This window comes from Shewanella sp. SW24 (assembly GCF_025653395.1).
Classification (GTDB): Bacteria; Pseudomonadota; Gammaproteobacteria; order Enterobacterales; family Shewanellaceae; genus Shewanella; species Shewanella oncorhynchi.
The window spans coordinates 13,403-37,777 of record NZ_JAKKSH010000026.1 but is presented as its reverse complement, the minus strand read 5'-3'; the positions used below and the strand labels follow the sequence as shown (position 1 = coordinate 37,777).

The window sequence follows — 24,375 nt, the reverse complement described above, 5'->3', positions numbered from 1 at the left end:
TCGGTAATTACCGACCTTTTTTTATGGTTCTACGCATCATTTTAGCGTACCTTAATGGACAGATATTAGCGAAGGCACAGATATTCATGTGTGAGGAAATCCAATGCAAAAATATGTTTCATTTTTAGCCGCAAGCTGTATTTATAGCCTAGTACTGATGAGCCCCAATACACTCGCCAGTGAGAAAACACAGGTTTTAATGGGTGAAAAAACAGTCACCTTAGAAGGGAAAAGACCAAAATTGTCGCAAATGGCGCCGGGGTTTAAAGTCGTTGATGAGCATTTCACGCCAGTGATGCTAAGTGATTTTAAGGGTAAAACGGTACTGATAAGTGCCGTGCCAAGCCTAGATACAGGTGTTTGCGCACTGCAGACGAAGCGCTTCAACAGCGAAGTTGGCCATTTTTCCGATGACGTCATAATGCTAACGATCAGTACCGATTTACCCTTCGCACAAAAGCGTTTCTGTAAAGTGGAAAACGTAGATAAAATCAAAGTGCTATCAGATAGCGTGTGGCGTGATTTTGGTGAAAAGTATGGTTTGTTAATTCAAGATTACGGCTTGCTGGCTAGAGCCATTTTCATCATAGATGCAGAAGGTAAGCTCCAATACCAAGAGTTAGTACCAAACATCACAGAGCATCCTAACTATGATGCTGCCCTTGAAGCCTTGAAAACCCTTCAAGCCCAGCAGTAATTCACAGCTAAAAACAGGGCAGCCTTAGCTGCCCTTTTGTTTAACGGTTCTATTTCTACGATTTGGTTTTACGATTTAATGTGTATGCTGATCGCCACTGGATTGGTAGTCAAAGGTTGGCATAGACCAATGATATCGCAGCGCCAACATCCGTAAGCTAAAACCAACGCTTAAACAAATAACCAGATTAATCCATTCCGTTAACTGATAGGCTTTTAAGACGATATACAAGCCTGCCGTCAGTAGTGAAATCACCGCATAGAGTTCTTTCTTAAAAATCAAAGGCACTTGGTTACACAGAATATCGCGGATAACGCCACCAAAGACACCTGTGACCAATCCCATGACTACGGCAATTGTTGGGCTAAATCCCAGCATTAACGTCTTTTGTGCGCCCACAATGGAGAATACGGCTAAGCCTAAAGCATCAATAGCCAAAAATAACTTAGACAGATAACGCATCACAGGGGCGATAGCGACAGTGAGCAAAGAAGCGAATGCAATCGCAATAAGGTAATGCACATGCTCAACCCAAATTAAGGGGTAATTTCCGAGCATCATATCCCTTAGTGTGCCGCCACCAATTGCCGTTGCGCAGCCAATGATCACCACACCAAACAAATCCATCTGCTTGCGGCCAGCCGCCAGAGCGCCCGTCATCGCCTCGGCAATAATCCCAATCAGCCAAAGTAATCCAATAATCTGCGTCTCATGCATCTTTGCTACTACCAACAACTCAAAGAATTGATTCTGCCTGATAACCTCTCAGTTCTATAATGATTTTATTTTGAATTCATCATTAGAAAAATTAATTCATCATCTTATTAATAATCTGATGCAGACTCCTATTACATTATTAATTTATAGGATAAATATTATACAAAATAGTCAGTTATAAAAATGTTACTTTCACATTGTCATCTATGAAAATAGAATTTTTAATAAGTATTAATAACGTAAATCCAATCAGATGATAAATAACTGCAGATCATCTAATACCGTAGACAAATGCATAAAAATCAACCACAAAAAAGCGGCCCTTAGGCCGCTTAATGTTCATTCAAACTGAATCAGAACTACTTAGTGTCAGGCTTAGGTGGATAATTTGCCATTACACTGCCCACAGCTTGATTGATGATCTGTACTCTTTCTTCTGGGGTATTTTTGTCACGAATGGTATCGGCAACAGAACCACGCCAGATCAGTTTAGTGGTTTTATTATCAACCAAATCAATAATCAGGGTGCCAACTTCATATTCTCTTACTGTGGTTTGGGTCTGCATATTGCCGCCCCAACCCCATCCTGGACCATAGTATGGGTTGTAGCCAAAATTACTATTGAAGGTATCAACATTAATCTTCTTATCAACTTTGGTCAGATAATTAACAAGTACATCAGCATCTTTTGCATCAACTAATGTCATCCCCTTACTCGCTAACTGGCTATTCATCGCTTCTCTGACCCGTTGGTCCATCAAGCCATCTAGATGATATCCGGCAGAATCCGTTTTCTGAGCAACCCAAGCATAGGTTTTATATTGGGTAAAATTGGCGCTAGGATCAAAATCCCAACCTGACTTCATCGAACTACAGGCACTGAGTGCCAACACAGCTAATGCTACAAAAATATTTTTCATCTTAATTTCCTCAGATGTTCGACCCAAACAAAGACAAGTATCAGAGATATGAATTTAGCTTACAGAGCAATAGCCTAATCTACAACTCAATTGATTAAAAAGCGGCATCTCATTCAGCTTGACTTCAGCAAAACCAAAGATGATAATGATTATCAATTAATATTTGAGGGAGGTGTTGAAATGTACTGGTTTATTAGCGCGTTTATGGTTGCATCTGCCATTTTTTTCCTTGCACCAGAAAAAATTTCTCTTGAGGCGAATAACGCCAAAATTAAACGTCATTTGCCTACCAGTTTACTGATATTACCCCTCCTAGTCCTTGGCTGGTTGGTTATTGATACCATTGCTAATGGCACTAACTATGCCACAGTCGCCGCATTTGGTTTTGTTACAACAGCCTGCTTAATTGCATTACCTAAGTTACATAAATTTATTATGCCCAGTGCATTACTCACCGCTGTGGCGCTGATAGCCATGGTATTCATGCGAATGAATTAATCCTGAGCTTTAAGCTTACTTTTCAAAAATATGCTTACTTCCCTGCAAAGAGTTAGCATTTTGTATTGGCCACTTAAGGAGAATCCTCAAGTGGTCTTTTTTTACCTCCCAGAACCTCTGCAAATTTGATAAACTGAGCCGGTATAAATCACCTTCTAATATCAATGAATGAAACCAATGAAAGCAGATCCTAATGTATCCTTAGTGTACAGTACCGACAAAGGCCGTATAAATGCAGAGCCCGCCACTAAAGCGATTCCGGAATCCGATGGCATAGTCAGGATCCATAGAGACAGTAAAGGCCGCAAAGGTAAAGGCGTTTCGATTATCTCTGGGTTAGGTCTTGATGAAGCAGCGTTAAAAGCAATGGCTCAAACCCTTAAGAAACAATGTGGTTGTGGTGGTACGGTTAAAGATTTCACTATTGAGGTCCAAACGGACAACCGCGAACAATTAAAGCTATTACTTGAGAAACAAAACTACAAAGTTAAATTAGCTGGCGGTTAATCTCGCCCGACTTAGCAATATAACAGCAAGCTAGATCAACTTAGCCACATCAAACGGAGTAGTTTAATGGAGAGTTTGCAGAACCATTTCTTAATTGCCATGCCCTCACTACACGGTACGTTTTTTGAACGCTCAGTCATTTATATCTGTGAACATGATACCAAAGGCGCCATGGGACTGGTGATCAATAAACCGCTCGGTATCGAAGTTAATTCGCTATTAGAACAAATGGATTTGCCAGCAGAGCAAGTCTCCGCGGATTTAGTGCCTAATACCAATGTCATGATGGGCGGCCCCGTCTCCCAAGATCGCGGCTTTGTGCTGCATACCTCTCAGCCCTATTGGGCCAATAGCACAGATCTGGGTTGTGGTTTAATGCTAACCACTTCCCGTGATGTGTTAACCGCGATTGGAAGCAACAGATCGCCCGAGAAGTTCCTCGTCGCCTTAGGTTATGCAGGGTGGAGTAAAGATCAGCTCGAACAAGAGCTTGCCGATAATTCTTGGCTCACAATTCCAGCAACGAATGCGCTCTTGTTTGACATTAAACACGAAGACCGTTGGCCACAGGCCAGCCGTGCTCTCGGATTTGATGCTTGGCAAGTTTCAGCTCAAGCGGGTCACGCTTAAGTATATTTATTAATATAAGTCAGCACACTATGAATTCGAAAACCGTATTAGGCTTTGATTTTGGCACTAAGAGCATTGGTGTGGCTATAGGCCAAGAAATCACCGCTAGCGCCACGCCATTGTTGTCAATTAAAGCCGTCGATGGGATCCCAAATTGGGATCAGATAGGCGACTTAATCAAGGAGTGGCAACCCGACTTAGTCGTCGTTGGCCTGCCCTTAAACATGGATGGCACAGAGCAAGATATGACCCACAGGGCACGTAAATTTGCTAATCGCATCAATGCTAAGTTCAAAGTCAAAATAGCCACTCAAGATGAGCGATTAACTACCACTGATGCTAAGGCCAGATTATTCGAATTGGGCGGGTTTAAGGCGCTGACCAAAGGTCAAGTCGATGCGGTGTCGGCCGTCCTTATCATCGAAAGCTACTTCGAAAATAACTTCAGCAAGTAATGCCACAATAAATAAAACCACAACAAAAAGAAAAGGATAAGTTGCCTTATCCTTTTAGTTTGATGTTTAACCCGATAAATTACCGGATCAAAAATGTGGCTTCACTAAGTTTGCCATCATAGTAATGTGCGCATCATCATCATTTAATGCAGCAATGTAGCGGAACTTCTCACCACCCGCCTCGGCAAAGAGATGACCATTCTCACCAACAATTTCTTCCAGCGTTTCTAAACAATCGGCGCTAAAAGCTGGGCAGACGATAGCAATATCACGCACGCCTTGTTGCGGCAACGCTTTCAAAGTCGCATCGGTATAAGGTTGTAGCCATTTGGCTTTACCGAAACGCGATTGAAAAGTCATGACAAACTCATCTTTACCTAACCCAAGCTTTTCGGTAACCAGTCGAGTCGTTTTCATGCAGAAGCAGTAATAAGGATCGCCTAAATGCAAATTACGTTCAGGCATACCATGGTATGACAACACCAATTTTTGCGGTTTACCATGTGCTTCAAAATCAGCCGTGATCGAATTGGCTAAAGCATTAATAAAATCAGCATTATCATGATAAGTATTAATAAAATGCAGTGCTGGAATATAGCGCCACTTGGACAACTCAGCCGCGATCGCATCAAAAGCAGAACCCGTAGTTGGCGCCGCATATTGGGGATACAGAGGTAACACCACGATTTTATCAATGCCATTTTGATGCATAGTTTGCAATGTACTGGCGACCGATGGACTGCCATAACGCATTGCTAAATGCACAGAAACATCATGGTTATCAGCGTTAAGCTTATCCGCTAACTTTGCGGTTTGACGCAAACTAATGTCCATTAACGGTGAACCTGCCGCAGTCCATACCTTTTGGTATAATGCTGCCGATTTTGCTGGCCGTACCCGCAAAATAATCCCGTGTAAAATCAACATCCACACTAGCTTAGGGATCTCGACGACTCGGGGATCCGCTAAAAACTCTGCAAGATAACGTCTAACAGCAGATGCTGTGGGTTCATCTGGAGTACCTAAATTCAACAACAACACGCCTACTTTGCCGCGCTGCCCGTGTCCAACTTCTTTGGATAAGCCTGAAAATTTAGCCAAAACAGCCTCTTAATTAATAAATATTCGTAAGATTAAAGTACAGATTCTATCGCTTGCTTAAGCTCTTCACTATCTGGCTTCACTTTAGAATTGAACTGTTGCACAACCGCACCATCACCGCTGACGACATACTTATAAAAATTCCACTTAGGCGCACCGGTTTTTTCGGCTAAGTATTTGAAGACACTATTAGCGTCACTACCACGTACTGGCGATGTCGACAGCATAGTAAAGGTGACACCGTAATTGATGTAACACACCTTAGCCGTATCTTTCTCATCATTTTCTTCTTGGAAAAAATCATCCGATGGGAAACCAATGACCACTAAGCCTTTATCTTTGTAGTTTTCATGCAATGTTTCGAGCGCTTTAAACTGCGGGGTGTAACCACAGTTACTGGCCGTGTTAACAATCAACACTGGTTTTCCCTGAGTCAATTCACACAGATTAACCGTCTCTTCAGAATGTAATTTTCGTACTTCAAAGTTCAGATACTCGGGACAAGTGGCCGCCATAGCGCCAACACTCATCAAGCTCGCTGTCATAGCGAATATCATAGGTAATTTTTTCATTGCTTTCTCCTTTACCGGTACATTACGTAAACGTACTGGGTAAAGATCATATTGAATTAAAAAATAAAAGCTATGGTTAACGACTGCATAGCGATGAAGTAAAACCGATTGAGCTGAACGAAAATCTAACGACACCAACAAAAAGCAGCCCATAAAGAGCTGCCTAACCCAGAATCTAACTATCGAGTTAGTCCATGTCTAAGGTGACACCTTCCATAAAACCTGAGCCCGTGGATTCTTTATTCTGCAATTTAATCATCAAACGTAAATCGTTTGGTGAATCAGCATGGTGCAGCGCATCGGCGTAACTAATCTCGCCATCGACATAAAGTTTCAGCAAGGCCTGATCGAACGTCTGCATGCCCTGCTCGTTGGATTTTGCCATGGTTTCTTTGAGCAAATGCAGCTCGTTCTTCGCAATTAAACTCGCCACCCTTGGGGTGTTAATCAATACTTCAATCGCGGCGCGACGCCCTGTGCCATCGACTTTAGGGATCAATTGCTGCGCCACAATACCGCGTAAATTCAATGATAAATCGAACAATAACTGTTGATGCTTACTCTCAGGCACGAGATGCATAATCCGGTCTAACGCTTGGTTGGCGTTGTTGGCATGCAAGGTTGCCATACAAAGGTGACCCGTTTCTGCAAATGACAGCGCAAACTCCATCGTCTCTTGGGTACGAATTTCACCAATCAAGATCACATCGGGAGCTTGGCGAAGGGAGCTTTTTAGCGCCGCATCAAAAGACTCAGTATCTATACCCACTTCACGCTGAGTGATTATGCTTTTTCTGTGGTCGTGAACGAATTCAACCGGATCTTCAATAGTCAAAATATGCCCACGGGCATGACCATTGCGATAACCCACCAAGGCCGCCAAAGACGTTGACTTACCCGTTCCCGTTCCGCCTACCATAATGATGAGACCACGTTTACTCATCACCAGATCTTTTAGAATAGGCGGCAATTTTAAATCATCGACATCAGGGATTTTAGTCTCAATACGGCGCATCACGCAGCCAGGCGATTCACGCTGCCAAAAAGCGCTCACCCGAAAACGACCTAAATCCTTTGCCGCAAAAGCGAAGTTACACTCACGAGTGGAATGAAACTCTTGCTTCTGAGCCTCTGTCATTAACGACTCAACAAAATCCAGTGATTGTGCTGGTGTAAACGCACTTTCTGCCAAGGGACGCAATTCACCGTCAATCTTGGCACTCGGCGGAAAACCCGCTGTGATGAACAAGTCGGAGGCTTTGCGTTCCACTATCACTTTTAAAAACGGACGAACATCCATCATAAATCCTTAAAATGTCGCTTGTTTATTCGAACTTTTCGCCATTGCATCTTCACGGGTGATAAGACCGCGATTGACTAAGTTCTGTAAACATTGCTCTAAGGTCTGCATTCCATGGGCCATACCTGTTTGAATTGCCGAATACATTTGCGCCACTTTGTCTTCACGAATTAAATTGCGGATAGCGGGCGTGCCCATCATGATTTCATGGGCGGCGACACGGCCTCCGCCTACCTTTTTAATCAGGGTTTGCGAAATAACCGCTTGCAGCGATTCCGACAACATAGTGCGCACCATGTCTTTTTCACCGGCGGGGAATACGTCGACCACACGGTCAATAGTTTTCGCGGCAGAGGTCGTATGCAAGGTACCAAACACTAAGTGGCCTGTTTCAGCGGCAGTCATAGCCAAACGAATGGTCTCAAGGTCACGCATCTCACCGACTAAAATCACGTCTGGGTCTTCACGCAGTGCACTTCTAAGCGCCGCATTAAAGCTGTGGGTATGGCGGTGAACTTCACGTTGGTTAATCAAACATTGCTTATTTTGGTGAACGAATTCGATAGGATCTTCAATGGTTAAGATATGATCATGTCGATTTTCATTCACGTAATCCACCATGGCGGCAAGTGTGGTACTCTTACCGGACCCCGTAGGTCCAGTCACTAGCACCAATCCGCGAGGGAAACTGGCAATTTTTTTAAAAATTTCCGGCGCACCTAATTGCTCAAGTGACAAAATGTCACTTGGAATGGTACGAAACACAGCCGCTGCACCACGGGATTGATTGAATGCGTTAACACGAAAGCGTGCAAGATTAGGGACTTCAAACGAGAAATCGATTTCTAAATGTTCTTCGTAGTCCTTACGCTGCTTATCATTCATTATGTCGTACACTAAACTGTGTACACCTTGATGATCGAGCGCGGGCAGGTTAATTTTTCTCACTTCACCGTCAACACGGATCATAGGAGATATCCCTGCAGAAAGGTGTAGATCCGAGGCTTTGTGTTTTACACTAAATGCCAATAACTCAGTGATTTCCATCGTTTGGGATATCCTTGCAACTAGATAATTACATCATGACAACAATAGCAGACAGACTCGCAATCGCACAGCGCAGGATCACACAAGCAGCGCAAAAATGTGCCCGCCACCCCAGCAGTATTCGCTTACTTGCCGTCAGCAAGACTAAACCTATTGAAGACATTATAGCAGCCTACCAAGCGGGTCAGCGTTGCTTTGGCGAAAACTACGTCCAAGAAGGCGCTGAAAAAATTACTGCACTCAAGGGGGATTTCCCGGACATAGAATGGCATTTTATCGGCCCACTCCAATCCAATAAAACCAGCATAGTCGCCCAGCATTTCGATTGGATGCATACCCTCTCACGCGACAAAATTGCCCTGCGACTCAATGAGCAACGTCCGGCCGAATTGACGCCATTAAACGTCTGTATTCAAATTAATATCAGTGCTGAAGACACAAAATCTGGCATAGATGCGGCTCAAATGCTGCCACTGGCCGAACTGATAGCTCAGCTACCTAACTTAGCACTGAGGGGCCTAATGGCAATTCCAACGGCTACCGCGGATACAGAGTTACAGCTTAAAGAGTTTTCCATGTTAAACAATCTATTTCAAGAACTTAAAACGCATTATCCCGCCGTAGACACGCTTTCAATGGGGATGAGTAATGACCTAGATACAGCGATTAGCAGCGGTTCAACTATGGTGCGTATTGGCAGTGCCATTTTTGGTGAGCGCAATTACGCTGTGTAAAATCCACTTTAGGCATTTAGTTAGAAGTCAGTTTAACCTTGTTTTTAGCACTTTATGCCCAAATACTGTATTCAAGAACACCGAACATTAACGATTTAAGAGCAATTAGCGAGAGTCGATAATTAGGCTCAGTCATTCAAATGACTAACCGTTTTATCATCTTAATTTAAGGTGAAGATGTTACAAGTTAACGGTTAATACACTGAAGAGAATCAAATGGATCAACAGAAAATCTGCTTTATCGGTGCCGGCAATATGACGCGCAGCATCATCAGTGGCTTAGTCAATAGCGGCTATCCAGCTCAACTCATCCAAGCGACTAATCCCAGCCAAGGTAAACTCGATGCACTAAAAGACGATTTTGGAATTTTGATTTCTCAGGATAATTTAGCCGCGGCGCAAGCTGCCGATGTCATAGTACTTTCGGTAAAACCACAATTGATGCAACAAGTTTGTGAAGCATTACAGACAGTCGAGCTGTCGAATAAGTTAGTCATCACTATCGCTGCGGGCATTAAAGCAAAGCGATATACCGACTATCTGGCACAAGACATCAAACTTATCCGCGCCATGCCAAATACGCCGATGCAAATTAGTGTGGGTATGACTGGCCTCTATGCGCCTCAAAGCATTACTACCGATCAGAAAGCCATTTGCGATCGTTTGATGTCAAGCGGCGGCGAAATAGTGTGGGTAAATGAAGAGTCAGATTTAGATCAAGTGATTGCACTATCGGGCAGTTCACCGGCTTATTTCTTTTTGCTAATGGAGTCTATGATAGATGCAGGCAAAGAAATGGGAATGGATGAAACAAAAGCCAGAAGTTTAGTGCAGCAAGCTGCGCTTGGCGCTGCTATGATGGCAAAGCAAAACCCACAACTGACCTTAGGTAATTTAAGGGAGAATGTTACTTCAAAGGGTGGCACCACCGCACAAGCGCTGGCGACATTTGAAGCTGCGGATATGCGCGGCTTAGTAAAAAAAGCCATGGAAAACTGTATTAATCGTGCAGAAGAAATGGCTAAAACATTTTGATCCACTAACACGTTTTTATATCGAACTTTAATAGGTAGAAATCTCGATGAATGCATTTACCTTTTTAATCACCACTCTATTCGATCTCTATTTGATGGTGGTGATTTTGCGGATTTGGTTACAACTGGCAAGGGCAGATTTTTACAATCCTTTTAGCCAATTTATTGTTAAAGCAACTCACCCGCTCATCGCACCAATGCGCCGTATTTTGCCTTCCTTAGGGCGATTTGATACCGCATCTTTCGTCCTCGCATTATTGGTTGTGATAGCCAAGCTGCTACTAATTAGCCTCATTGCGGGCGGTGGCATAGACATACTGTTATTTTTGCTGTTTGCCATTGTATCTGTGGTCAAAAAAGCAGGGGTGCTGCTATTTTGGATGCTATTAATACGCGCAATCTTAAGCTGGTTTAACCAAGGCTATAATCCAATTGTAATGATTATGGGTCAGTTAACTGAACCCGTATTAGCGCCAATACGTCGTATCATACCGCCAATTGGTGGTTTAGATTTATCCGTAATGCTGGTCATTATTGGTATGAATTTCCTCAATATGTTACTTGCTCAATATATCCCTTATTGGGCAGTGATCTAATGAGTGCAGTGACTTTGCAGCAGGGTGACCTGCTGCTCAATCTCTACATTCAGCCTAAGGCTAGCCGAGATCAAATTGTAGGGTTGCACGGTGATGAGCTAAAAGTAGCCATCACTGCGCCCCCGATAGATGGCAAAGCGAATGCCCATTTAAGCAAGTACTTAGCAAAAGCTTTTAAAGTGCCAAAGAGCGATATTCACATATTAAAAGGTGAACTTGGCCGACATAAACAAATCCGCATTATTGACCCTAAGATCATCCCAAGTGTCATTACTGAACTGATGGGGCAAGATAGTGAAAGGTAATTCAGTTGAAAGGTCACTCAGTTAAAGAATCGTACAACTGAAAACGAATTAATCCTTTGAATGCTATTAATTTATTAGAAAAAATAGTCACAGCGGCCCTATAATCCAACATTCCCTAATATGAGGTATCCCATCATGTTCCGTAATCTTCTCGCTGTATTAGCCCTCACGGCCAGCCTTTGCGGTGTTGCAAATGCCGAGCAAAAAGAAACTGTCGGCAATTTTGATATTCATTACATGGCACTTGGCAGTACATTTTTAACGCCTAGCATAGCCAAATCCTATGGCATTAAGCGCAGTAACTACACTGGCATCATCAATATTGCCGTATTAGATATTAGCGAAGCGAATAAGCCCGCAGTACCCGTTGAAATTACTGGAGTTGCTAATAATTTGTTAGATGCGCGAATCAATCTAACGTTTAAAGAGATCCGCGAAGGTGATGCGATTTATTACATTGCCGAAGTGCCCTACCGCGATGATCAGGAAATCAACTTCAATATCGCAATTAAATATGCCAATCAACTGAACACGAACTTACAGTTCAAGCAAAAATTCTACGTTGAATAAACCTATTTTATACCTTTGTTGGCGTTGCTTTCCTGTAGCGCCAACCCCTTTCCCTGTCCTTTACTATTGAGCTTGGGTATCATAGTGCCAACGCACGTCGCCCCATTTATGATAGGTATTCCATGCAACAAATCGTCCTCGCCAGCGGTAATAAAGGCAAACTCGCCGAATTCGATCAAATGCTCGCAAGCTACGGTGTCACTGTACTGCCGCAGAGCCAGTTTAATGTCAGCGAAGTAGCAGAAACGGGTACCACTTTTGTAGAGAATGCCATTATCAAAGCAAGGCATGCCGCCGAAATCACCGGACTTGCGGCCATTGCCGATGATTCGGGTTTAGAAGTGGATTTACTCCAAGGCGCTCCAGGCATTTATTCAGCACGTTACGCGGGCGAAAATGCCAAAGATCAAGACAACGTATTGAAACTACTTGAGACGTTAAAAGACCAGCCAGCACCTCGCGGGGCAAGATTCCAATGCGTACTGGTATATATGCGCCATGCGAAAGACCCTACCCCGATTATTTGCCAAGCCTCATGGGAAGGCCAAATCGACTTTAGCCAACGCGGCGCTAATGGCCATGGTTACGATCCGATTTTTATCCCTGAAAATTATCAATGTAGCGCGGCAGAGCTGAGCAGCAACGAGAAAAATGCCTTAAGTCATCGTGGTAAAGCTCTAGTGCAACTCATCGCCGCCATGCAAGCCCAAGGCGTATTAACAGGCGGGAATGCACAATAATGTCGTCAACTGCCGTGACTACTGCGATAAAGCTCGAACTGCCACCACTCAGTCTGTATATCCATATTCCCTGGTGCGTACAAAAGTGTCCCTATTGTGACTTTAATTCCCATGGCCAAAATGGCGAACTGCCACAAGAGGCTTATGTTGATGCGCTATTGGAAGACTTACGCCAAGATTTACATCTCGCCCAAGGGCGGCAGATCCATACCATCTTTATCGGTGGCGGCACGCCATCCTTATTCGATGCTAAACAAATCAAACGCATACTCGATGGTGCCAATGCGCTAATTCCCTTTAGTGACAATATCGAAATCACTATGGAAGCCAATCCTGGTACTTTAGAGCACGATGACTTTAGTGCCTATCGTGCAGCGGGCGTCACTCGTTTATCTATCGGGGTGCAAAGCTTTTCTAAGGATAAACTCAACTTACTCGGACGTATTCACGATCAAAACGAGGCACAAGTCGCCGCTCAAAAAGCCAGCCAAGCGGGATACTTGAGTTTTAACCTCGATTTAATGCATGGATTGCCCAATCAAAGCTTTGCTGAAGCTATGGCCGATATCGACACGGCTGCGGCGCTTAACCCGCCACACCTATCTTGGTACCAGTTAACGATTGAGCCCAACACCCTATTCCACTCAAAACCGCCACAGCTGCCCGATGACGAAGCACTCTGGCATATCTATGAGCAAGGTCAACAAAAGTTGGCCGCATTAGGGTATGAGCAATACGAAATATCTGCCTATGCAAAACTCGGTTACCAATGTAGGCACAATCTCAACTACTGGCAGTTTGGGGATTATCTAGGCATAGGCTGTGGCGCCCACGGCAAAGTGACGCTGCCTGAAGAAAACCGCATCATACGCACGGTAAAAATTAAACATCCCAAGGGATATCTGAGTGCCCACAACTACACCTTCGAATCGATTGAAGTTGCAGAGGAAGACCGCGCGCTCGAATATTTAATGAATCGCCTACGTCTGATGACACCTATCCCTAAGCAAGAATTTGAACTGCGTACCGGACAGCACAGAGACACATTGACCGAAGGAATGGAAAAAGCCAAACAGCGCGGTTTACTGACAGAATCCGCTGAACATTGGCAATTAACCAGTAAAGGTCATATGTTTGTTAATGATTTACTGACACAATTCTGTTAAGTCTGCCGTTAAAATAGCTCTATAAATAATGTGTTAGCTTTAAATAGTGCAGTTTAATACTATTACTGCTAACACATTTTCTAACATTAATATCCATACATTCTTGTCCAGCTTCTTTAGAATTGATGCAACTCAATCTAGGAAGCCTGATCATGCCAATAAAAACTAAAATCAGCTTAGTCGCACTAACCCTTTCAGCCCTGCTGACCATTCCCGCGTATGCAGCATCAAGCTCGCCAGCCTTACACAGTGCAAGTGAACCTATGAATGCAGTAGTGCAAACCGAATCAGACAAAGCCAATGCGTTGTTCGAAACCATCTTCATGGAAAACATCATGGCGAGTCCCATTTCGCAGACCTATATGGGGATCAAGCAAGACTATGATAAATGGGATGAACTAGGTGATGCCGCCGATGATAAAACCCTAGATCGCACAAAAAAACAACTGGCGCGGGTCAATCAGATTGATGCGACCAAACTCGATCCACAAACTCATCTTAGCCTCACGTTACTGAAGCAAAATCTGCAAAATGACATCGAAGATGACCAATGGCGCTATCATAATTACCCTGTGAATCAGATGTATGGTGGCCACTCTATGATCGCCTCCTTCTTAATTAACCAACATCAAATCACAGATGTCAGCGATGCCAAGGCCTATATCAGCCGCTTGAATGGCGTGCCCAAACGTTTAAGTCAATTACAGACAGTATTAGAAGTTCGCGCAGATAAAGGCATTATCGCGCCTAAGTTTGTATTCGCCTATGTGATTTCAGACAGCCAAAACATCATCAAAGGTGCGCCTTTTGATAAGGGTGACGACAGCGCGCTACTCGCAGATTTTCGCCGTAAAGTGAACCCATTAGCGATTCAAGAGACAGAGAAGCAAGCACTGCTTAAACATGCTGAGCAAGCACTCATTACTCAAGTTGAACCCGCCTATAACAAGCTCATCAGTTACATAAAAACCTTAGCAGCCAAAGCTGATGACCGCGATGGTGCGTGGAAACTCCCTAACGGCCCCGCCTATTACAATAATGCCTTGGCACGAACGACCACGACAAACATGAGCGCCGATCAAATCCATGACTTAGGACTTTCTGAGGTGGAACGTATTCACAATGAAATGCGTGCCATCATGAAGAAGGTCAATTTTAAAGGCGATTTGCAGCAATTCTTTAGCTTTATGCGTGATGATCCCCAGTTCTACTACCCCAATACCGCCGAAGGTAAAGCCGCCTATTTAGCTGAGGCGACTAAGTTCATCGACAATATGAAGTCGCGCTTGGATGAAGTGTTCAAAGTAAAACCTAAGGCCACCATGGTAGTGAAGCAGGTTGAAGCCTTTAGGGAAAAATCCGCGGGTAAAGCCTTCTATGAACAACCGGCACCGGATGGTTCTCGTCCAGGTAGCTACTATGCAAACCTATATGACATGAAAGCCATGCCGAAATACCAAATGGAGGCACTGGCCTACCACGAAGGTATTCCGGGTCATCACATGCAGATAGCCATTTCCCAAGAACTGCAAAATATTCCTAAGTTCCGCAAATTTGGTGGCTATACCGCGTATATCGAGGGCTGGGGTTTATATAGCGAATCTTTCCCGAAAGAAATGGGACTCTACGCCGATCCCTATTCTGACTTTGGTCGCCTAGCAATGGAGTTGTGGCGTGCCTGTCGCTTAGTCGTTGATACTGGTATCCACGCTAAAAAGTGGACCCGCGAGCAAGGCATAACCTATTACGTGGACAATACGCCAAATGCTAAATCAGATGCGGTGAAAATGGTTGAACGCCATATCGTTATGCCATCGCAAGCGACAGCCTATAAAGTAGGTATGATTAAACTACTAGAGCTAAGACATAAAGCAGAGCAACAACTTGGCAGTCAATTTGATATCCGCGACTTCCATACGCTAGTACTTGCTAACGGCGCATTACCACTGGATGTGTTAGAGCAACAAGTCGATCTCTGGATAGCCAGTAAGAAGCAGGCCTAATGCCTTAATGCTTAGCCGTGAAGCACTGTTAACTTGCTTCACGACTAAAGCGACATAAGTGAAAGTCTTAAGCTGCGCCCAATAAAAAAGCCACTCGAAAGTGGCTTTTTTATTGGTACCATTATCCCGTTAGATAACAGAACCCTTCTCACTGTGGGTCACTATATTTGTTGCATTAATATATGCTTTAGCACTTGCCTTCACATCATTTAACACACAGTTGCGACTTTAGGGTACAGGGAGACAAAACTTGTGTTCAAGGCTGCAAACCATCAATAAAAAAATTACCTCAGCGATAAGGCTGAGGTAAACCAAAAACTAGGATGATGGTTTAAAGAGCCAACATTGTTTTAGTTCTCAAACTTCTGTTGGCTGTGATCCAAAACTGCATTAACGCCGACCTGTATACAAAAATTGAAAGGGGTCATTTCCAATAAACGTATAGGACTCAGATCATTCCGAATCAACTGTTACCATTGTATTCAATTAAGAACAGAGTTCAAGGATGTTATAAAAAAGTGCTTTAGTAACCCCTAAAAAACCATCAACAAATGTACTCATTAACTCAACCTAAAGTATTGATTTTAAATGACCAGAAAAGTACCTGCCCAATTTAAAACCACATAAGACTGCTTTTGAGAACAATGTTTCCTATTTTACTGACGTTTACTGAATAATTCGACATAGGGAGCATCCCAATACGGTGGCGTTCCTATGTGATCTTTGATGAATTCGATAAAAGAACTAACCTTAGGTGCTAAGTGCTTACGACGGGGATAAACCGCCTGCAATGGCAGATGGTGGGTCAATTGCCAATCCTTCAGTAAAGGCACTAATGTCCCTTTGGCAATTTCATCTTCCATCAGATAACTCGCAAGATACACAACTCCAAGACCACTGATTGCAGCAGATTTTAATGCAGGCGCATTATCCACCCTGAAATTACCCGATACGCCAATTTCACAGTAGTCATCACCCTTCTTAAATTGCCACATGCTGTGCTCGTGCCACTCGCCTTGATAGACCAAACAGTTGTGGTCAACTAGCTGCTCAGGTCGAGTTGGCTCGCCATGTTGAGCAATATAGCCAGGCGAAGCAACTAACAGGAATTGGCACTTCATCAGAGGTCTAGCAACCATGCCAAGCGGTAATTGCTCAGACATAGTTAACAGTAAGTCTAAGCCTTCGCTCACGACATCCACTTTATGGTCCAGTAAGCTCACTTGTAGCTCAAGCTCAGGGTGTTTTGCCATAAAAGATGGCAACGCAGGAATGATATGCATCACCCCAAAGGATTGGGAAATTCCCACCTTAAGCACGCCGCGGGTCGCATCATTTAAGTTATGCACGCTGGCTATCGCTTGTTCAGCGTCACGTAGCAATTCTTCACCTTGCAGATACAGCAAATGCCCAGCTTCAGTCAAACTTAAGCTGCGGGTGGTACGTTGAATTAATTGAACACCAAGTCTATGTTCAAGATCGGCGACTTGTGTACTGACCTTAGACTTAGAGATCCCAAGCCTTCTTGCGGCGGCACTAAAACTACCTGCTCTGGCCACATGAGTAAAAATCGCAATAGGTTCTAACAGTTCTAACATGGAAGTCGCCTTAAGCTGTTTACGACAATGATATTAACTTTCGGTGAGCAGCTATGGTTAGCGTAATCATCGCTTAAAAATAACCATAGCATTGATATCTCGCATCAAAATGATATAACGCAGAGATTTAGACCGAAAAAGTCCACTAAAGTAGGGGGTTATATCTGACTGATATGCCAGCTTTTAATTATATTTTAAGAGTATACCAAATATTCGTCTCTAGACTGTAACATTCCGAACTAAATCGCTGCAAGCCTAGCCTATAAGCCACATCAACTTAGCCATAAAGGTTGTCACCATGATTAAACCGTAGCCAATAAAAAAGCCCCTAGTCGATTAATTGACTAGGGGCGTAGCATTCAAGTTTGACTCATGCACAAGGAGATAGAAGTTATTGCAGTTAAAACTAAGGGCGATTCGCAAGAGATATTTACAAGAACTATTTGCAAGAACTATTCACGCAGTTCCTTGGTTGAGTTTTGTGTCAACACATAAGGTGCTAGTTCTGGCACTTCTTGGCGCAATTGATTTTCAAGCACTAACAAATTTTCAAATCGGTCGCACAAACGGTCAGCCTTAGCTTCTAATCCCTTAGATTGGCTCTCAACTTGTTGCTCAATATCTTGGCCTAAATTGTCCATTTTTTTGGAGAAGGTATCCATCTTGGCTTCAAAATTTTCACCGCCACCAGACATGATTTGGCCACCTAAGTTCATCATAATTGCGCCAATTGAATTCTGGACAATTTGTTCCATTTCCTGCTCGAATTCATCGTTAAATGTACTTTGCATCGAGTCTTCAGTAGCCCCTAAATAGAAGCTATCACCATTCTTGTAAGCCACTGAGTCAACACGTTTTTGAACGCCAGCCATCATTTCATCAAATTTTGCACCAGCGGCATCACCCATTAAAGGTGTTAAGGCCATACCAACCGCTTTGGAAGCAAGAGATACTGCCTCATTCACCAGTTCAATCACTTCTGGCACTTGAGTCGAAACTTCATCGGCATATTGAGTAACCAATTTTTTCTGCTTGTCGGTTAAGTTAACTTGCTTACCTTCCACAAATAACTTGTCAACTTCGATACGATACTTTTCTGTGCCCTTCTCGCTCATGACTAATTTTTTAGGCTCAACCATAACGTCATAATTTAAGGCGACTTCACAGCGTTCATCTATTTTTGGCTCTGTTTGTGCTTGCGCCAGCTGCACGCTAGATGTTCCTAAAATCACGCCAGATAATGCAAATCCAGTTAATAACTTATTTAATTTCATTTTTGTTCGTCCTTTAATCTGAATAATTCGATAAACCTAAACTACTGAATAGCTTATAGCAGGAGACGTGCCAACTTTATAAAAATATGATTATGTTGAATTTTTTAAATTTAGCACTAAAAGGTCATTAGCGAAATTCGCTAACATTTAGTCTGATAGTGCTAATAAAAACGAGAGATAAGACTAGAAAATAGAACGACCGAGACGCTGACTTAGATGCTCAAGCATCGCAGTGCCCGCAAGTGAGTTGCCATTATTATCGAGTTCTGGCGACCATACACAAATCGACAGTTCTCCAGGGATCACGGCAATAATACCGCCGCCGACGCCACTTTTACCTGGCATACCAACACGATAAGCAAACTCACCCGCACCATCGTATAAGCCCGAGGTTGCCAACAGAGCGTTAAGTTGCCGAGTTTGCACTTGAGAGATAAGCTCAGTCCCTGTGATACTTTTACCGCGATTAGCCAAATACAACATGGCCTTAGACAAGTCAGCACAATTCATCTTCAAGGCGCAATAATGAAAATAGGTGCGCAGCACAGTATCAACATCGCCTTGAAAATTACCAAACGACTTCATCAAATAAGCGATAGCCGCATTGCGCGCACTATGCTGATATTCAGAATCTGCTACTTGTTTATCGAAACACACTTTATCGTTTTGGCTTAGTTGCCTGACTAACTCAAGCATTCTGTGTTTAGGTGCCCCTAAACGACTCTGCAATAAGTCCGCAATCACTAACGCGCCAGCATTGATAAATGGGTTGCGCGGCTTGCCACGTTCTAACTCGACTTGTACTAAAGAGTTGAATGAATGACCCGAAGGTTCTTTGCCAACACGGCTCCAGATTTCGGCTTCTTCATATAAAGTTAACGCTAAGGTTAAGCTGAAAACTTTGGAGATACTTTGAATCGAAAACGGCTCAAGGTAATCGCCCGCACCTAAAGTTTCACCGTCAACAGTCGTGACGGCAATACCTAATTTGCCAGCATCAACGCTGGCCAGTGCGGGGATATAATTTGCAACCTTTCCTTGGCCGAGCAAGGGTCGAACTTTCTCGACCACTTCCTCAAGTAATGCCAACTCGGGCATTAACCCCACCAAATGTCGTACAGTTCGCTAACTTCAACCTGAGACACTTTTTGGGTCGCCCAGAATGCCTTAACTGCAGCAATATCTTCTTCGGTACATTTCCCAATCGTTTGAGTGGCGATAATGCCTTCCCATTCGATGTGGCCGCCGCCATGGAAACCTAATTTACGGGTTTCGATCACTTCATCGATGAATTTATCTACAGTTGCATCGATATCGGCTTCAGATACTGATGCATCAAAAGTCCAAGCCATATCGAAACCTAACTCTTGGAATTCATCAACGCGCATTTTCTTACGTAAACGACGGCTACGATTAGTTGCCATAGTGATTTTCCCTTTTGTGTTTAAAATTAGCTAAAATTGAGTTCGTGATTAAGCGATACGCTCAAACATCAGATCCCATACACCGTGACCCAGTCTATGGCCGCGGGCTTCAAACTTTGTCAATGGGCGATGGTCAGGACGTGGTACCACACTGCCGTCGGCCGACTGGTTTTGATAACCCGGAGCGGCTTGCATCACCTCTAACATATGCTCGCTGTACTCTTCCCAGTCAGTGGCCATATGGAAAACACCGCCAATTTTTAGCTTGCGACGAATAAGTTCGGCAAATTCAGCTTGTACGATGCGGCGTTTATGGTGACGTTTTTTATGCCAAGGATCTGGGAAGAACAATTGCACTCGGGCTAATGAACCGTCAGCAATCGCATGTTCTAATACTTCCATGGCATCGTGATGATACACACGTAAATTAGTCACACCAGCAATGGCGGCATCACTAAGGCAAGAGCCTACACCCGGTTTATGTACTTCAATACCAATGAAATTTTGCTCTGGTGCATCTTTAGCCATTTGTACTAAAGAGGCGCCCATGCCAAAGCCAATTTCCAGCACAGTATCAGCTTCACGACCAAAAACGTCGCTTAGTACCAATGGCACTGGGCTGTAATCTAAACCCATTGTTGGCCACTGGCTTTCAATAGCGTGTGCTTGGCCTTTGGTTAGGCGACCTTCTCTCAGGACAAAGCTTCTGATCTTGCGCAGATACTTGCCTTCTTCATTAAATTCAGCGGTAGTGACTTCGCTCATTTTTGCCTCGTCTAGTGGACAACACCATCATAAAAGAAGGGCATTATCCAAAGTTCAACATACAGTGCAAGCACTAATGGGGCGAAAGTATACCAAGATTATTTAAGAGTGCGAATTTAGCAGCGATTTTTAGCTTTAGATCCCTTGCCAACTTATCTTTGACGCTTGTCTAAGAAGATAACTGCCGCTACACTGCGCCGATGAAATCTACAGCCTCCTTCGCTACACGTATCGTCTCTTGGTACGACAATCACGGTCGTAAAACCCTCCCTTGGCAGCAAGATAAAACCCCATATCGCGTATGGGTTTCTGAAATCATGCTGCAACAAACTCAGGTTGCGACTGTTATTCCCTATTATCTTAAATTTATGGCGCGTTTCCCCGATGTGTTAGCACTTGCTAACGCGCCAGACGATGAGGTATTACATCATTGGACCGGTCTTGGCTATTACGCTAGGGCGCGTAATCTGCATAAAGCAGCCAAAATAATCCGCGATGATTATCAGGGATTATTTCCAACACATTTTGAACAAGTGCTCGCCCTACCCGGCATCGGCCGCTCGACGGCAGGCGCAGTATTGTCATTGTCACTTGGGCAACATCACCCCATTCTCGATGGCAACGTAAAACGTGTATTAGCAAGACATGGGGCTATCGCAGGTTGGCCAGGGCAAAAGACGGTTGAAGAGCAACTTTGGCAACTGACGGATGCCTTCACACCGCAGCAAGATATTCAGAAATATAATCAAGCCATGATGGATATCGGCGCCAGTATTTGCACTCGTAGCAAACCTAACTGTGCCGCTTGCCCTGTAGCGATTGATTGCAAAGCTCAACTGATTGGCAGACAAACCGATTTCCCTGGCAAAAAGCCTAAAAAAACCATACCAACCAAAGCGGCGTGGATGTTAGTGATGATGCAAGACAACCAAGTCTTTCTAGCTAAACGTCCGCCAGCGGGAATTTGGGGCGGGCTCTGGTGTTTCCCTGAATTCGCTACCCAAGCCGCCCTTGAAACTCATCTTGAAGAGCAAGGGTTTGATGCGCAGCAACTCGAATGGTTAACTAGCTTTAGGCACACATTTAGCCACTTTCATTTAGATATTCAGCCCATGATGCTTAATCTAGATAAAGCCCTCGGCAATAAAGAGAGCGTGGGCGCTGTCATGGAACAAAACCAGTCTCTCTGGTATAACATAAGTCATCCTTCCAAAGTGGGACTCGCCGCCGCCACCGAGCGCGTGCTAGCCAATTTGGGATCACTCGTTCAATCCGCAGTCAGTAAGGAATAATCATGGCGCGTACAGTCAATTGCGTATATTTAAATAAAGAAGCCGACGGCCTAGACTTTCAACTGTATCCAGGTGATTTAGGTAAGCGCATTTTTGATAACATCAGCAAAGAAGCTTGGGGCCTATGGCAAAAAAAGCAAACCATGCTGATCAACGAGAAAAAACTCAACATGATGAATGTTGATGATCGTAAATTTCTTGAAGAACAAATGACCTCTTTCCTATTTGAAGGTAAAGAAGTAGAAATTGAAGGTTTTGTACCAGAAAAAGACCAAGATTAATTCTGGTCGTTAGTCGGCTCTAAGTATAAAGCTTACAAAAAAGCGCCTTTCGGCGCTTTTTGTTCATCTAAATGACAGAATAAAGAGTTACTTACGCACGCCTTCAACCACTAGATCTAATTCAACATGGCTAGATGCTGGACCTAAATCCATCTTGATACCGAAGTCTTTCATCGCAAAGGTAGTTGTGCCCGTAAAACCGGCACGGTAGCCACCCCAAGGATCCTGACCTTCACCCACAGCATGGGCCTTGATCGCTAATGCTTTAGTCACACCATTTAAAGTTAAGTTACCGTTAATCACTAAATCGCCATTTCCTTTATCTTCCACCGAAGTAGATGCAAAGGTCGCGTTAGCGAATTTGCCAGTATTAAGGAAATCTTCACCGCGAATATGTTTGTCACGCTCAGCATGGTTTGAATCGACACTTAATGTATTCACTGTGACATTCACTTTCATCGCAGTTGGTTTAGCCGCATCGTAGCTAAAATCGCCGCTAAAATCATTAAAACGCCCCACCACATAGCTATAACCTAAGTGATTCACTTTAAATGTAATAGAAGCGTGAGCGCCTTCATGATCAATCACATAGTCAGCAGCTGAAGCCGCCACAGGAGCTAATAGAGATACACCAATCAGTGCGCTTAACAGTTGCTTTTTCATTGTATTATCCTCGTTTAAATTTAATCATTCTAAGTAGAGTGGTGTCTTTATCTATAAAGTGATGTTTTAATGCGCCCGCGGCGTGAATAACGACCAGCGCGATCAAACTGTAAGCCGCATATTGGTGAATATCACCCGCAATATCAGCTTGGTTTTCAAACAAAAGTCCCAATCCTGGTAGTTCAAACCAATCAAACACCCAGATACCACGGCCATCTGCGGTTGAGATTAAAATGCCAGCAGTCATGATGACAAAGAGCAAGATATAAATAATAAAATGCGCCAAATGTGCGGCCGTCTTTTCCCACGGTTTATGGCTCGCCTCATGTACAGGCTTGGGATTAACTAAGCGCCATACCAAACGAAATATTGTCGCCGCCAATAACAAAATCCCAATACTTTTATGTAGATGCGGCGCAGTCTTGTACCAAGTACTGTAGTAGGTTAACTCCACCATCCACACACCGACTGCAAATAACCCAATCACGACGAACGCACTCAACCAATGGGTCACAATGGCGGTAATTCCATAAGCAAACTGACTATTTCGAAACATACTGCGACTCCGTACTCGCGTTTTCTTCATGCTATCCATGAAATAATATTCATTATCATAAATCTAAATTTAAAAACTAAAATCAGTAAAAATCGCTTATATCTTTCTAAATTTTAGAAAGTAAGCCAAAAATCATGATCTGTGAGCACAAAGCTATAGTAAACATCAGTATCCCTCTGACTTGAAAAATACAGCCAACGAATGAAATTGAGCTGAATTCGCAAAATAAGAGATAAAAAACACTCAAGATGTGCATTAAACAGCCGAACGAGTGATTTATCGGGAAAAAGCACTTGCAGAGGTCAAACACCCTAGCTAATATAGCCGCACTTCGAACGATGCGGCTTAGCCAACGAGTTCAAAGTAGTTAACTAACGCTTAGTTTAGTTGCCCGAATAGCTCAGTCGGTAGAGCAGAGGATTGAAAATCCTCGTGTCCCTGGTTCGATTCCGGGTTCGGGCACCATTATTCTGTACTAAAAATTGCAGTAAAGATTTAAGCCGGCATAGCTCAGTTGGTAGAGCAACTGACTTGTAATCAGTAGGTCCCGAGTTCGACTCTTGGTGCCGGCACCATATAAAACAATGAAACCACTCAATGAGTGGTTTTTTTGTATCTGAAATTTGAATAATAACTCACAAAGTCTGTGGTCAATCGCAACTGACTTACTCTTGATAATACCAGTAGGTTCCGAGTTCGACTCTTGGTGCCGGCACCATATAAAGCAACGAAGCCACTCAATGAGTGGCTTTTTTGTATCTGAAATTTGAATAATAACCAACAAAGTCTGTGGTCAATCACAACTGACTTACTCTTAATAATACCAATAAGTCCCGAGTTCGACTCTTGGTGCCGCCGGCACTATATAAAACAATGAAGCCACTCGCTTACTCTTAGTTGCTCCGCTTAGTTACATCCCATAAATATCAG

General features: G+C 43.6%; 28 protein-coding genes and 2 tRNA genes. 17 read left to right on the top strand and 13 right to left on the bottom strand.

All coding sequences use genetic code 11. The annotated features are described in order from the left end of the window. The first annotated feature begins 103 nt into the window (after nt 1–103). Nucleotides 104–697 carry a thiol peroxidase gene (gene tpx / locus L5M17_RS18005; RefSeq protein ID WP_105251878.1) on the top strand — a complete coding sequence of 198 codons (594 nt, stop codon included), beginning with the start codon at nt 104–106 and terminating at the stop codon, nt 695–697. A gap of 75 nt (nt 698–772) precedes the next feature. Here tpx and L5M17_RS18000 read toward each other — a convergent pair whose 3' ends face one another. Continuing rightward, nucleotides 773–1,414, bottom strand: a complete 642-nt coding sequence (locus tag L5M17_RS18000; protein ID WP_028761275.1) for a trimeric intracellular cation channel family protein — start codon at nt 1,412–1,414, stop codon at nt 773–775. Nucleotides 1,415–1,773: 359 nt separating this feature from the next. Continuing rightward, nucleotides 1,774–2,334 carry a DUF4136 domain-containing protein gene (locus L5M17_RS17995; RefSeq protein WP_263148736.1) on the bottom strand — a complete coding sequence of 187 codons (561 nt, stop codon included), beginning with the start codon at nt 2,332–2,334 and terminating at the stop codon, nt 1,774–1,776. Between the two features lie 180 nt (nt 2,335–2,514). On the opposite strand from L5M17_RS17995, the gene L5M17_RS17990 reads away from it, so the two are divergent. The 4 genes from L5M17_RS17990 to ruvX all read left to right on the top strand — a co-directional run bounded on the left by L5M17_RS17990 (nt 2,515) and on the right by ruvX (nt 4,424). Then, nucleotides 2,515–2,832 carry a hypothetical protein gene (locus L5M17_RS17990; protein WP_105253083.1) on the top strand — a complete coding sequence of 106 codons (318 nt, stop codon included), beginning with the start codon at nt 2,515–2,517 and terminating at the stop codon, nt 2,830–2,832. Between the two features lie 177 nt (nt 2,833–3,009). Beyond that, nucleotides 3,010–3,339: a stress response translation initiation inhibitor YciH gene (gene yciH / locus L5M17_RS17985; protein ID WP_028761277.1), complete on the top strand. Its 330-nt coding sequence runs from the start codon at nt 3,010–3,012 to the stop codon at nt 3,337–3,339. Between the two features lie 66 nt (nt 3,340–3,405). Beyond that, a complete protein-coding gene (locus L5M17_RS17980; protein ID WP_263148735.1) occupies nt 3,406–3,969 on the top strand; it encodes a YqgE/AlgH family protein in 564 nt (187 codons plus the stop codon). A 29-nt stretch (nt 3,970–3,998) separates the two neighbouring features. Then, nucleotides 3,999–4,424, top strand: coding sequence for a Holliday junction resolvase RuvX (gene ruvX / locus L5M17_RS17975; protein ID WP_006082513.1), 426 nt, complete (start codon nt 3,999–4,001; stop codon nt 4,422–4,424). 87 nt (nt 4,425–4,511) lie between these two features. Here the strand turns inward: ruvX and hemH are convergent, their stop codons facing one another. The 4 genes from hemH to L5M17_RS17955 all read right to left on the bottom strand — a co-directional run bounded on the left by hemH (nt 4,512) and on the right by L5M17_RS17955 (nt 8,444). Next, on the bottom strand, nt 4,512–5,525 hold the full coding sequence (hemH, locus tag L5M17_RS17970) for a ferrochelatase (RefSeq protein ID WP_263148734.1): 1,014 nt from the start codon (nt 5,523–5,525) through the stop codon (nt 4,512–4,514). A 32-nt stretch (nt 5,526–5,557) separates the two neighbouring features. Beyond that, a complete protein-coding gene (locus tag L5M17_RS17965; protein WP_263148733.1) occupies nt 5,558–6,097 on the bottom strand; it encodes a glutathione peroxidase in 540 nt (179 codons plus the stop codon). 187 nt (nt 6,098–6,284) lie between these two features. Beyond that, the gene (locus L5M17_RS17960) at nt 6,285–7,397 is read right to left on the bottom strand and encodes a PilT/PilU family type 4a pilus ATPase (protein ID WP_028761282.1); all 1,113 of its coding nucleotides are present in this window, start codon (nt 7,395–7,397) and stop codon (nt 6,285–6,287) included. 9 nt (nt 7,398–7,406) lie between these two features. After that, complete coding sequence (locus L5M17_RS17955) at nt 7,407–8,444, bottom strand: type IV pilus twitching motility protein PilT (RefSeq protein ID WP_006082517.1); 1,038 nt, start codon at nt 8,442–8,444, stop codon at nt 7,407–7,409. Nucleotides 8,445–8,479: 35 nt separating this feature from the next. On the opposite strand from L5M17_RS17955, the gene L5M17_RS17950 reads away from it, so the two are divergent. From L5M17_RS17950 to L5M17_RS17915, 8 genes are all read left to right on the top strand, one after another. Beyond that, a complete protein-coding gene (locus tag L5M17_RS17950) occupies nt 8,480–9,178 on the top strand; it encodes a YggS family pyridoxal phosphate-dependent enzyme (protein ID WP_212600718.1) in 699 nt (232 codons plus the stop codon). A 216-nt stretch (nt 9,179–9,394) separates the two neighbouring features. Further along, entirely contained in the window at nt 9,395–10,213 is an 819-nt protein-coding gene (proC, locus tag L5M17_RS17945; RefSeq protein ID WP_263148732.1) for a pyrroline-5-carboxylate reductase, read from the top strand. 46 nt (nt 10,214–10,259) lie between these two features. Further along, the gene (locus L5M17_RS17940) at nt 10,260–10,808 is read left to right on the top strand and encodes a YggT family protein (RefSeq protein WP_263148731.1); all 549 of its coding nucleotides are present in this window, start codon (nt 10,260–10,262) and stop codon (nt 10,806–10,808) included. Further along, the gene (gene yggU / locus L5M17_RS17935) at nt 10,808–11,113 is read left to right on the top strand and encodes a DUF167 family protein YggU (protein WP_168824592.1); all 306 of its coding nucleotides are present in this window, start codon (nt 10,808–10,810) and stop codon (nt 11,111–11,113) included. The genes L5M17_RS17940 and yggU overlap by 1 nt, the downstream gene beginning before the upstream one ends. Nucleotides 11,114–11,248: 135 nt before the next feature. Then, nucleotides 11,249–11,683, top strand: coding sequence for a DUF4426 domain-containing protein (locus tag L5M17_RS17930; protein ID WP_263148730.1), 435 nt, complete (start codon nt 11,249–11,251; stop codon nt 11,681–11,683). 122 nt (nt 11,684–11,805) lie between these two features. Then, a complete protein-coding gene (gene rdgB, locus L5M17_RS17925; RefSeq protein ID WP_131523655.1) occupies nt 11,806–12,423 on the top strand; it encodes an RdgB/HAM1 family non-canonical purine NTP pyrophosphatase in 618 nt (205 codons plus the stop codon). Further along, on the top strand, nt 12,423–13,589 hold the full coding sequence (hemW, locus tag L5M17_RS17920) for a radical SAM family heme chaperone HemW (protein ID WP_263148729.1): 1,167 nt from the start codon (nt 12,423–12,425) through the stop codon (nt 13,587–13,589). The genes rdgB and hemW overlap by 1 nt, the downstream gene beginning before the upstream one ends. A 152-nt stretch (nt 13,590–13,741) precedes the next feature. Continuing rightward, complete coding sequence (locus L5M17_RS17915) at nt 13,742–15,592, top strand: DUF885 domain-containing protein (RefSeq protein WP_263148728.1); 1,851 nt, start codon at nt 13,742–13,744, stop codon at nt 15,590–15,592. Between the two features lie 656 nt (nt 15,593–16,248). On the opposite strand, the gene L5M17_RS17910 is transcribed toward L5M17_RS17915, so the two are convergent. The 5 genes from L5M17_RS17910 to trmB form a co-directional block, all read right to left on the bottom strand. Next, on the bottom strand, nt 16,249–17,190 hold the full coding sequence (locus tag L5M17_RS17910; RefSeq protein ID WP_006082526.1) for a LysR family transcriptional regulator: 942 nt from the start codon (nt 17,188–17,190) through the stop codon (nt 16,249–16,251). Between the two features lie 452 nt (nt 17,191–17,642). Beyond that, a complete protein-coding gene (locus tag L5M17_RS17905) occupies nt 17,643–18,464 on the bottom strand; it encodes a YggN family protein (protein WP_219233935.1) in 822 nt (273 codons plus the stop codon). Between the two features lie 183 nt (nt 18,465–18,647). Further along, nucleotides 18,648–19,562, bottom strand: a complete 915-nt coding sequence (gene glsB, locus L5M17_RS17900; RefSeq protein ID WP_113939414.1) for a glutaminase B — start codon at nt 19,560–19,562, stop codon at nt 18,648–18,650. Then, the gene (locus tag L5M17_RS17895; RefSeq protein WP_028761293.1) at nt 19,562–19,888 is read right to left on the bottom strand and encodes a YggL family protein; all 327 of its coding nucleotides are present in this window, start codon (nt 19,886–19,888) and stop codon (nt 19,562–19,564) included. Before L5M17_RS17895 ends, glsB begins: the two co-directional genes overlap by 1 nt. 48 nt (nt 19,889–19,936) lie before the next feature. Continuing rightward, complete coding sequence (trmB, locus tag L5M17_RS17890; protein WP_105251866.1) at nt 19,937–20,653, bottom strand: tRNA (guanosine(46)-N7)-methyltransferase TrmB; 717 nt, start codon at nt 20,651–20,653, stop codon at nt 19,937–19,939. A gap of 200 nt (nt 20,654–20,853) precedes the next feature. On the opposite strand from trmB, the gene mutY reads away from it, so the two are divergent. Both mutY and L5M17_RS17880 read left to right on the top strand, forming a co-directional pair. Continuing rightward, nucleotides 20,854–21,945, top strand: coding sequence for an A/G-specific adenine glycosylase (gene mutY / locus L5M17_RS17885; protein WP_263148727.1), 1,092 nt, complete (start codon nt 20,854–20,856; stop codon nt 21,943–21,945). Nucleotides 21,946–21,947: 2 nt separating this feature from the next. Next, a complete protein-coding gene (locus L5M17_RS17880) occupies nt 21,948–22,226 on the top strand; it encodes an oxidative damage protection protein (RefSeq protein ID WP_006082532.1) in 279 nt (92 codons plus the stop codon). Between the two features lie 87 nt (nt 22,227–22,313). Here the strand turns inward: L5M17_RS17880 and L5M17_RS17875 are convergent, their stop codons facing one another. Together L5M17_RS17875 and L5M17_RS17870 are read right to left on the bottom strand one after the other, a co-directional pair. Continuing rightward, nucleotides 22,314–22,889, bottom strand: coding sequence for a YceI family protein (locus L5M17_RS17875; RefSeq protein WP_263148726.1), 576 nt, complete (start codon nt 22,887–22,889; stop codon nt 22,314–22,316). Nucleotides 22,890–22,893: 4 nt separating this feature from the next. Continuing rightward, nucleotides 22,894–23,445: a cytochrome b gene (locus L5M17_RS17870; RefSeq protein ID WP_263148725.1), complete on the bottom strand. Its 552-nt coding sequence runs from the start codon at nt 23,443–23,445 to the stop codon at nt 22,894–22,896. 389 nt (nt 23,446–23,834) lie between these two features. Between L5M17_RS17870 and L5M17_RS17865 the strand changes: the two genes are divergently transcribed. Beyond that, nucleotides 23,835–23,910: transfer RNA gene (locus tag L5M17_RS17865), tRNA-Phe, on the top strand. A gap of 34 nt (nt 23,911–23,944) precedes the next feature. After that, a tRNA-Thr gene (locus tag L5M17_RS17860) sits at nt 23,945–24,020 on the top strand. Nucleotides 24,021–24,375: the final 355 nt, after the last annotated feature.

Bases quoted from the DNA above. Each gene is read 5' to 3' on its own strand.
- L5M17_RS17980 (WP_263148735.1), top strand. From the start codon at position 3,406: ATGGAGAGTTTGCAGAACCATTTCTTAATTGCCATGCCCTCACTACAC.
- glsB (WP_113939414.1), bottom strand. From the start codon at position 19,562: ATGCCCGAGTTGGCATTACTTGAGGAAGTGGTCGAGAAAGTTCGACCC.
- L5M17_RS17870 (WP_263148725.1), bottom strand. From the start codon at position 23,445: ATGTTTCGAAATAGTCAGTTTGCTTATGGAATTACCGCCATTGTGACC.
- L5M17_RS18000 (WP_028761275.1), bottom strand. From the start codon at position 1,414: ATGCATGAGACGCAGATTATTGGATTACTTTGGCTGATTGGGATTATT.
- L5M17_RS17965 (WP_263148733.1), bottom strand. From the start codon at position 6,097: ATGAAAAAATTACCTATGATATTCGCTATGACAGCGAGCTTGATGAGT.
- yggU (WP_168824592.1), top strand. From the start codon at position 10,808: ATGAGTGCAGTGACTTTGCAGCAGGGTGACCTGCTGCTCAATCTCTAC.
- trmB (WP_105251866.1), bottom strand. From the start codon at position 20,653: ATGAGCGAAGTCACTACCGCTGAATTTAATGAAGAAGGCAAGTATCTG.
- L5M17_RS17880 (WP_006082532.1), top strand. From the start codon at position 21,948: ATGGCGCGTACAGTCAATTGCGTATATTTAAATAAAGAAGCCGACGGC.
- hemW (WP_263148729.1), top strand. From the start codon at position 12,423: ATGTCGTCAACTGCCGTGACTACTGCGATAAAGCTCGAACTGCCACCA.
- L5M17_RS17950 (WP_212600718.1), top strand. From the start codon at position 8,480: ATGACAACAATAGCAGACAGACTCGCAATCGCACAGCGCAGGATCACA.
- ruvX (WP_006082513.1), top strand. From the start codon at position 3,999: ATGAATTCGAAAACCGTATTAGGCTTTGATTTTGGCACTAAGAGCATT.
- L5M17_RS17960 (WP_028761282.1), bottom strand. From the start codon at position 7,397: ATGGATGTTCGTCCGTTTTTAAAAGTGATAGTGGAACGCAAAGCCTCC.
- mutY (WP_263148727.1), top strand. From the start codon at position 20,854: ATGAAATCTACAGCCTCCTTCGCTACACGTATCGTCTCTTGGTACGAC.
- L5M17_RS17915 (WP_263148728.1), top strand. From the start codon at position 13,742: ATGCCAATAAAAACTAAAATCAGCTTAGTCGCACTAACCCTTTCAGCC.
- L5M17_RS17910 (WP_006082526.1), bottom strand. From the start codon at position 17,190: ATGTTAGAACTGTTAGAACCTATTGCGATTTTTACTCATGTGGCCAGA.
- L5M17_RS17895 (WP_028761293.1), bottom strand. From the start codon at position 19,888: ATGGCAACTAATCGTAGCCGTCGTTTACGTAAGAAAATGCGCGTTGAT.
- L5M17_RS17990 (WP_105253083.1), top strand. From the start codon at position 2,515: ATGTACTGGTTTATTAGCGCGTTTATGGTTGCATCTGCCATTTTTTTC.
- L5M17_RS17955 (WP_006082517.1), bottom strand. From the start codon at position 8,444: ATGGAAATCACTGAGTTATTGGCATTTAGTGTAAAACACAAAGCCTCG.
- tpx (WP_105251878.1), top strand. From the start codon at position 104: ATGCAAAAATATGTTTCATTTTTAGCCGCAAGCTGTATTTATAGCCTA.
- L5M17_RS17875 (WP_263148726.1), bottom strand. From the start codon at position 22,889: ATGAAAAAGCAACTGTTAAGCGCACTGATTGGTGTATCTCTATTAGCT.
- yciH (WP_028761277.1), top strand. From the start codon at position 3,010: ATGAAAGCAGATCCTAATGTATCCTTAGTGTACAGTACCGACAAAGGC.
- L5M17_RS17940 (WP_263148731.1), top strand. From the start codon at position 10,260: ATGAATGCATTTACCTTTTTAATCACCACTCTATTCGATCTCTATTTG.
- proC (WP_263148732.1), top strand. From the start codon at position 9,395: ATGGATCAACAGAAAATCTGCTTTATCGGTGCCGGCAATATGACGCGC.
- L5M17_RS17905 (WP_219233935.1), bottom strand. From the start codon at position 18,464: ATGAAATTAAATAAGTTATTAACTGGATTTGCATTATCTGGCGTGATT.
- rdgB (WP_131523655.1), top strand. From the start codon at position 11,806: ATGCAACAAATCGTCCTCGCCAGCGGTAATAAAGGCAAACTCGCCGAA.
- L5M17_RS17930 (WP_263148730.1), top strand. From the start codon at position 11,249: ATGTTCCGTAATCTTCTCGCTGTATTAGCCCTCACGGCCAGCCTTTGC.
- L5M17_RS17995 (WP_263148736.1), bottom strand. From the start codon at position 2,334: ATGAAAAATATTTTTGTAGCATTAGCTGTGTTGGCACTCAGTGCCTGT.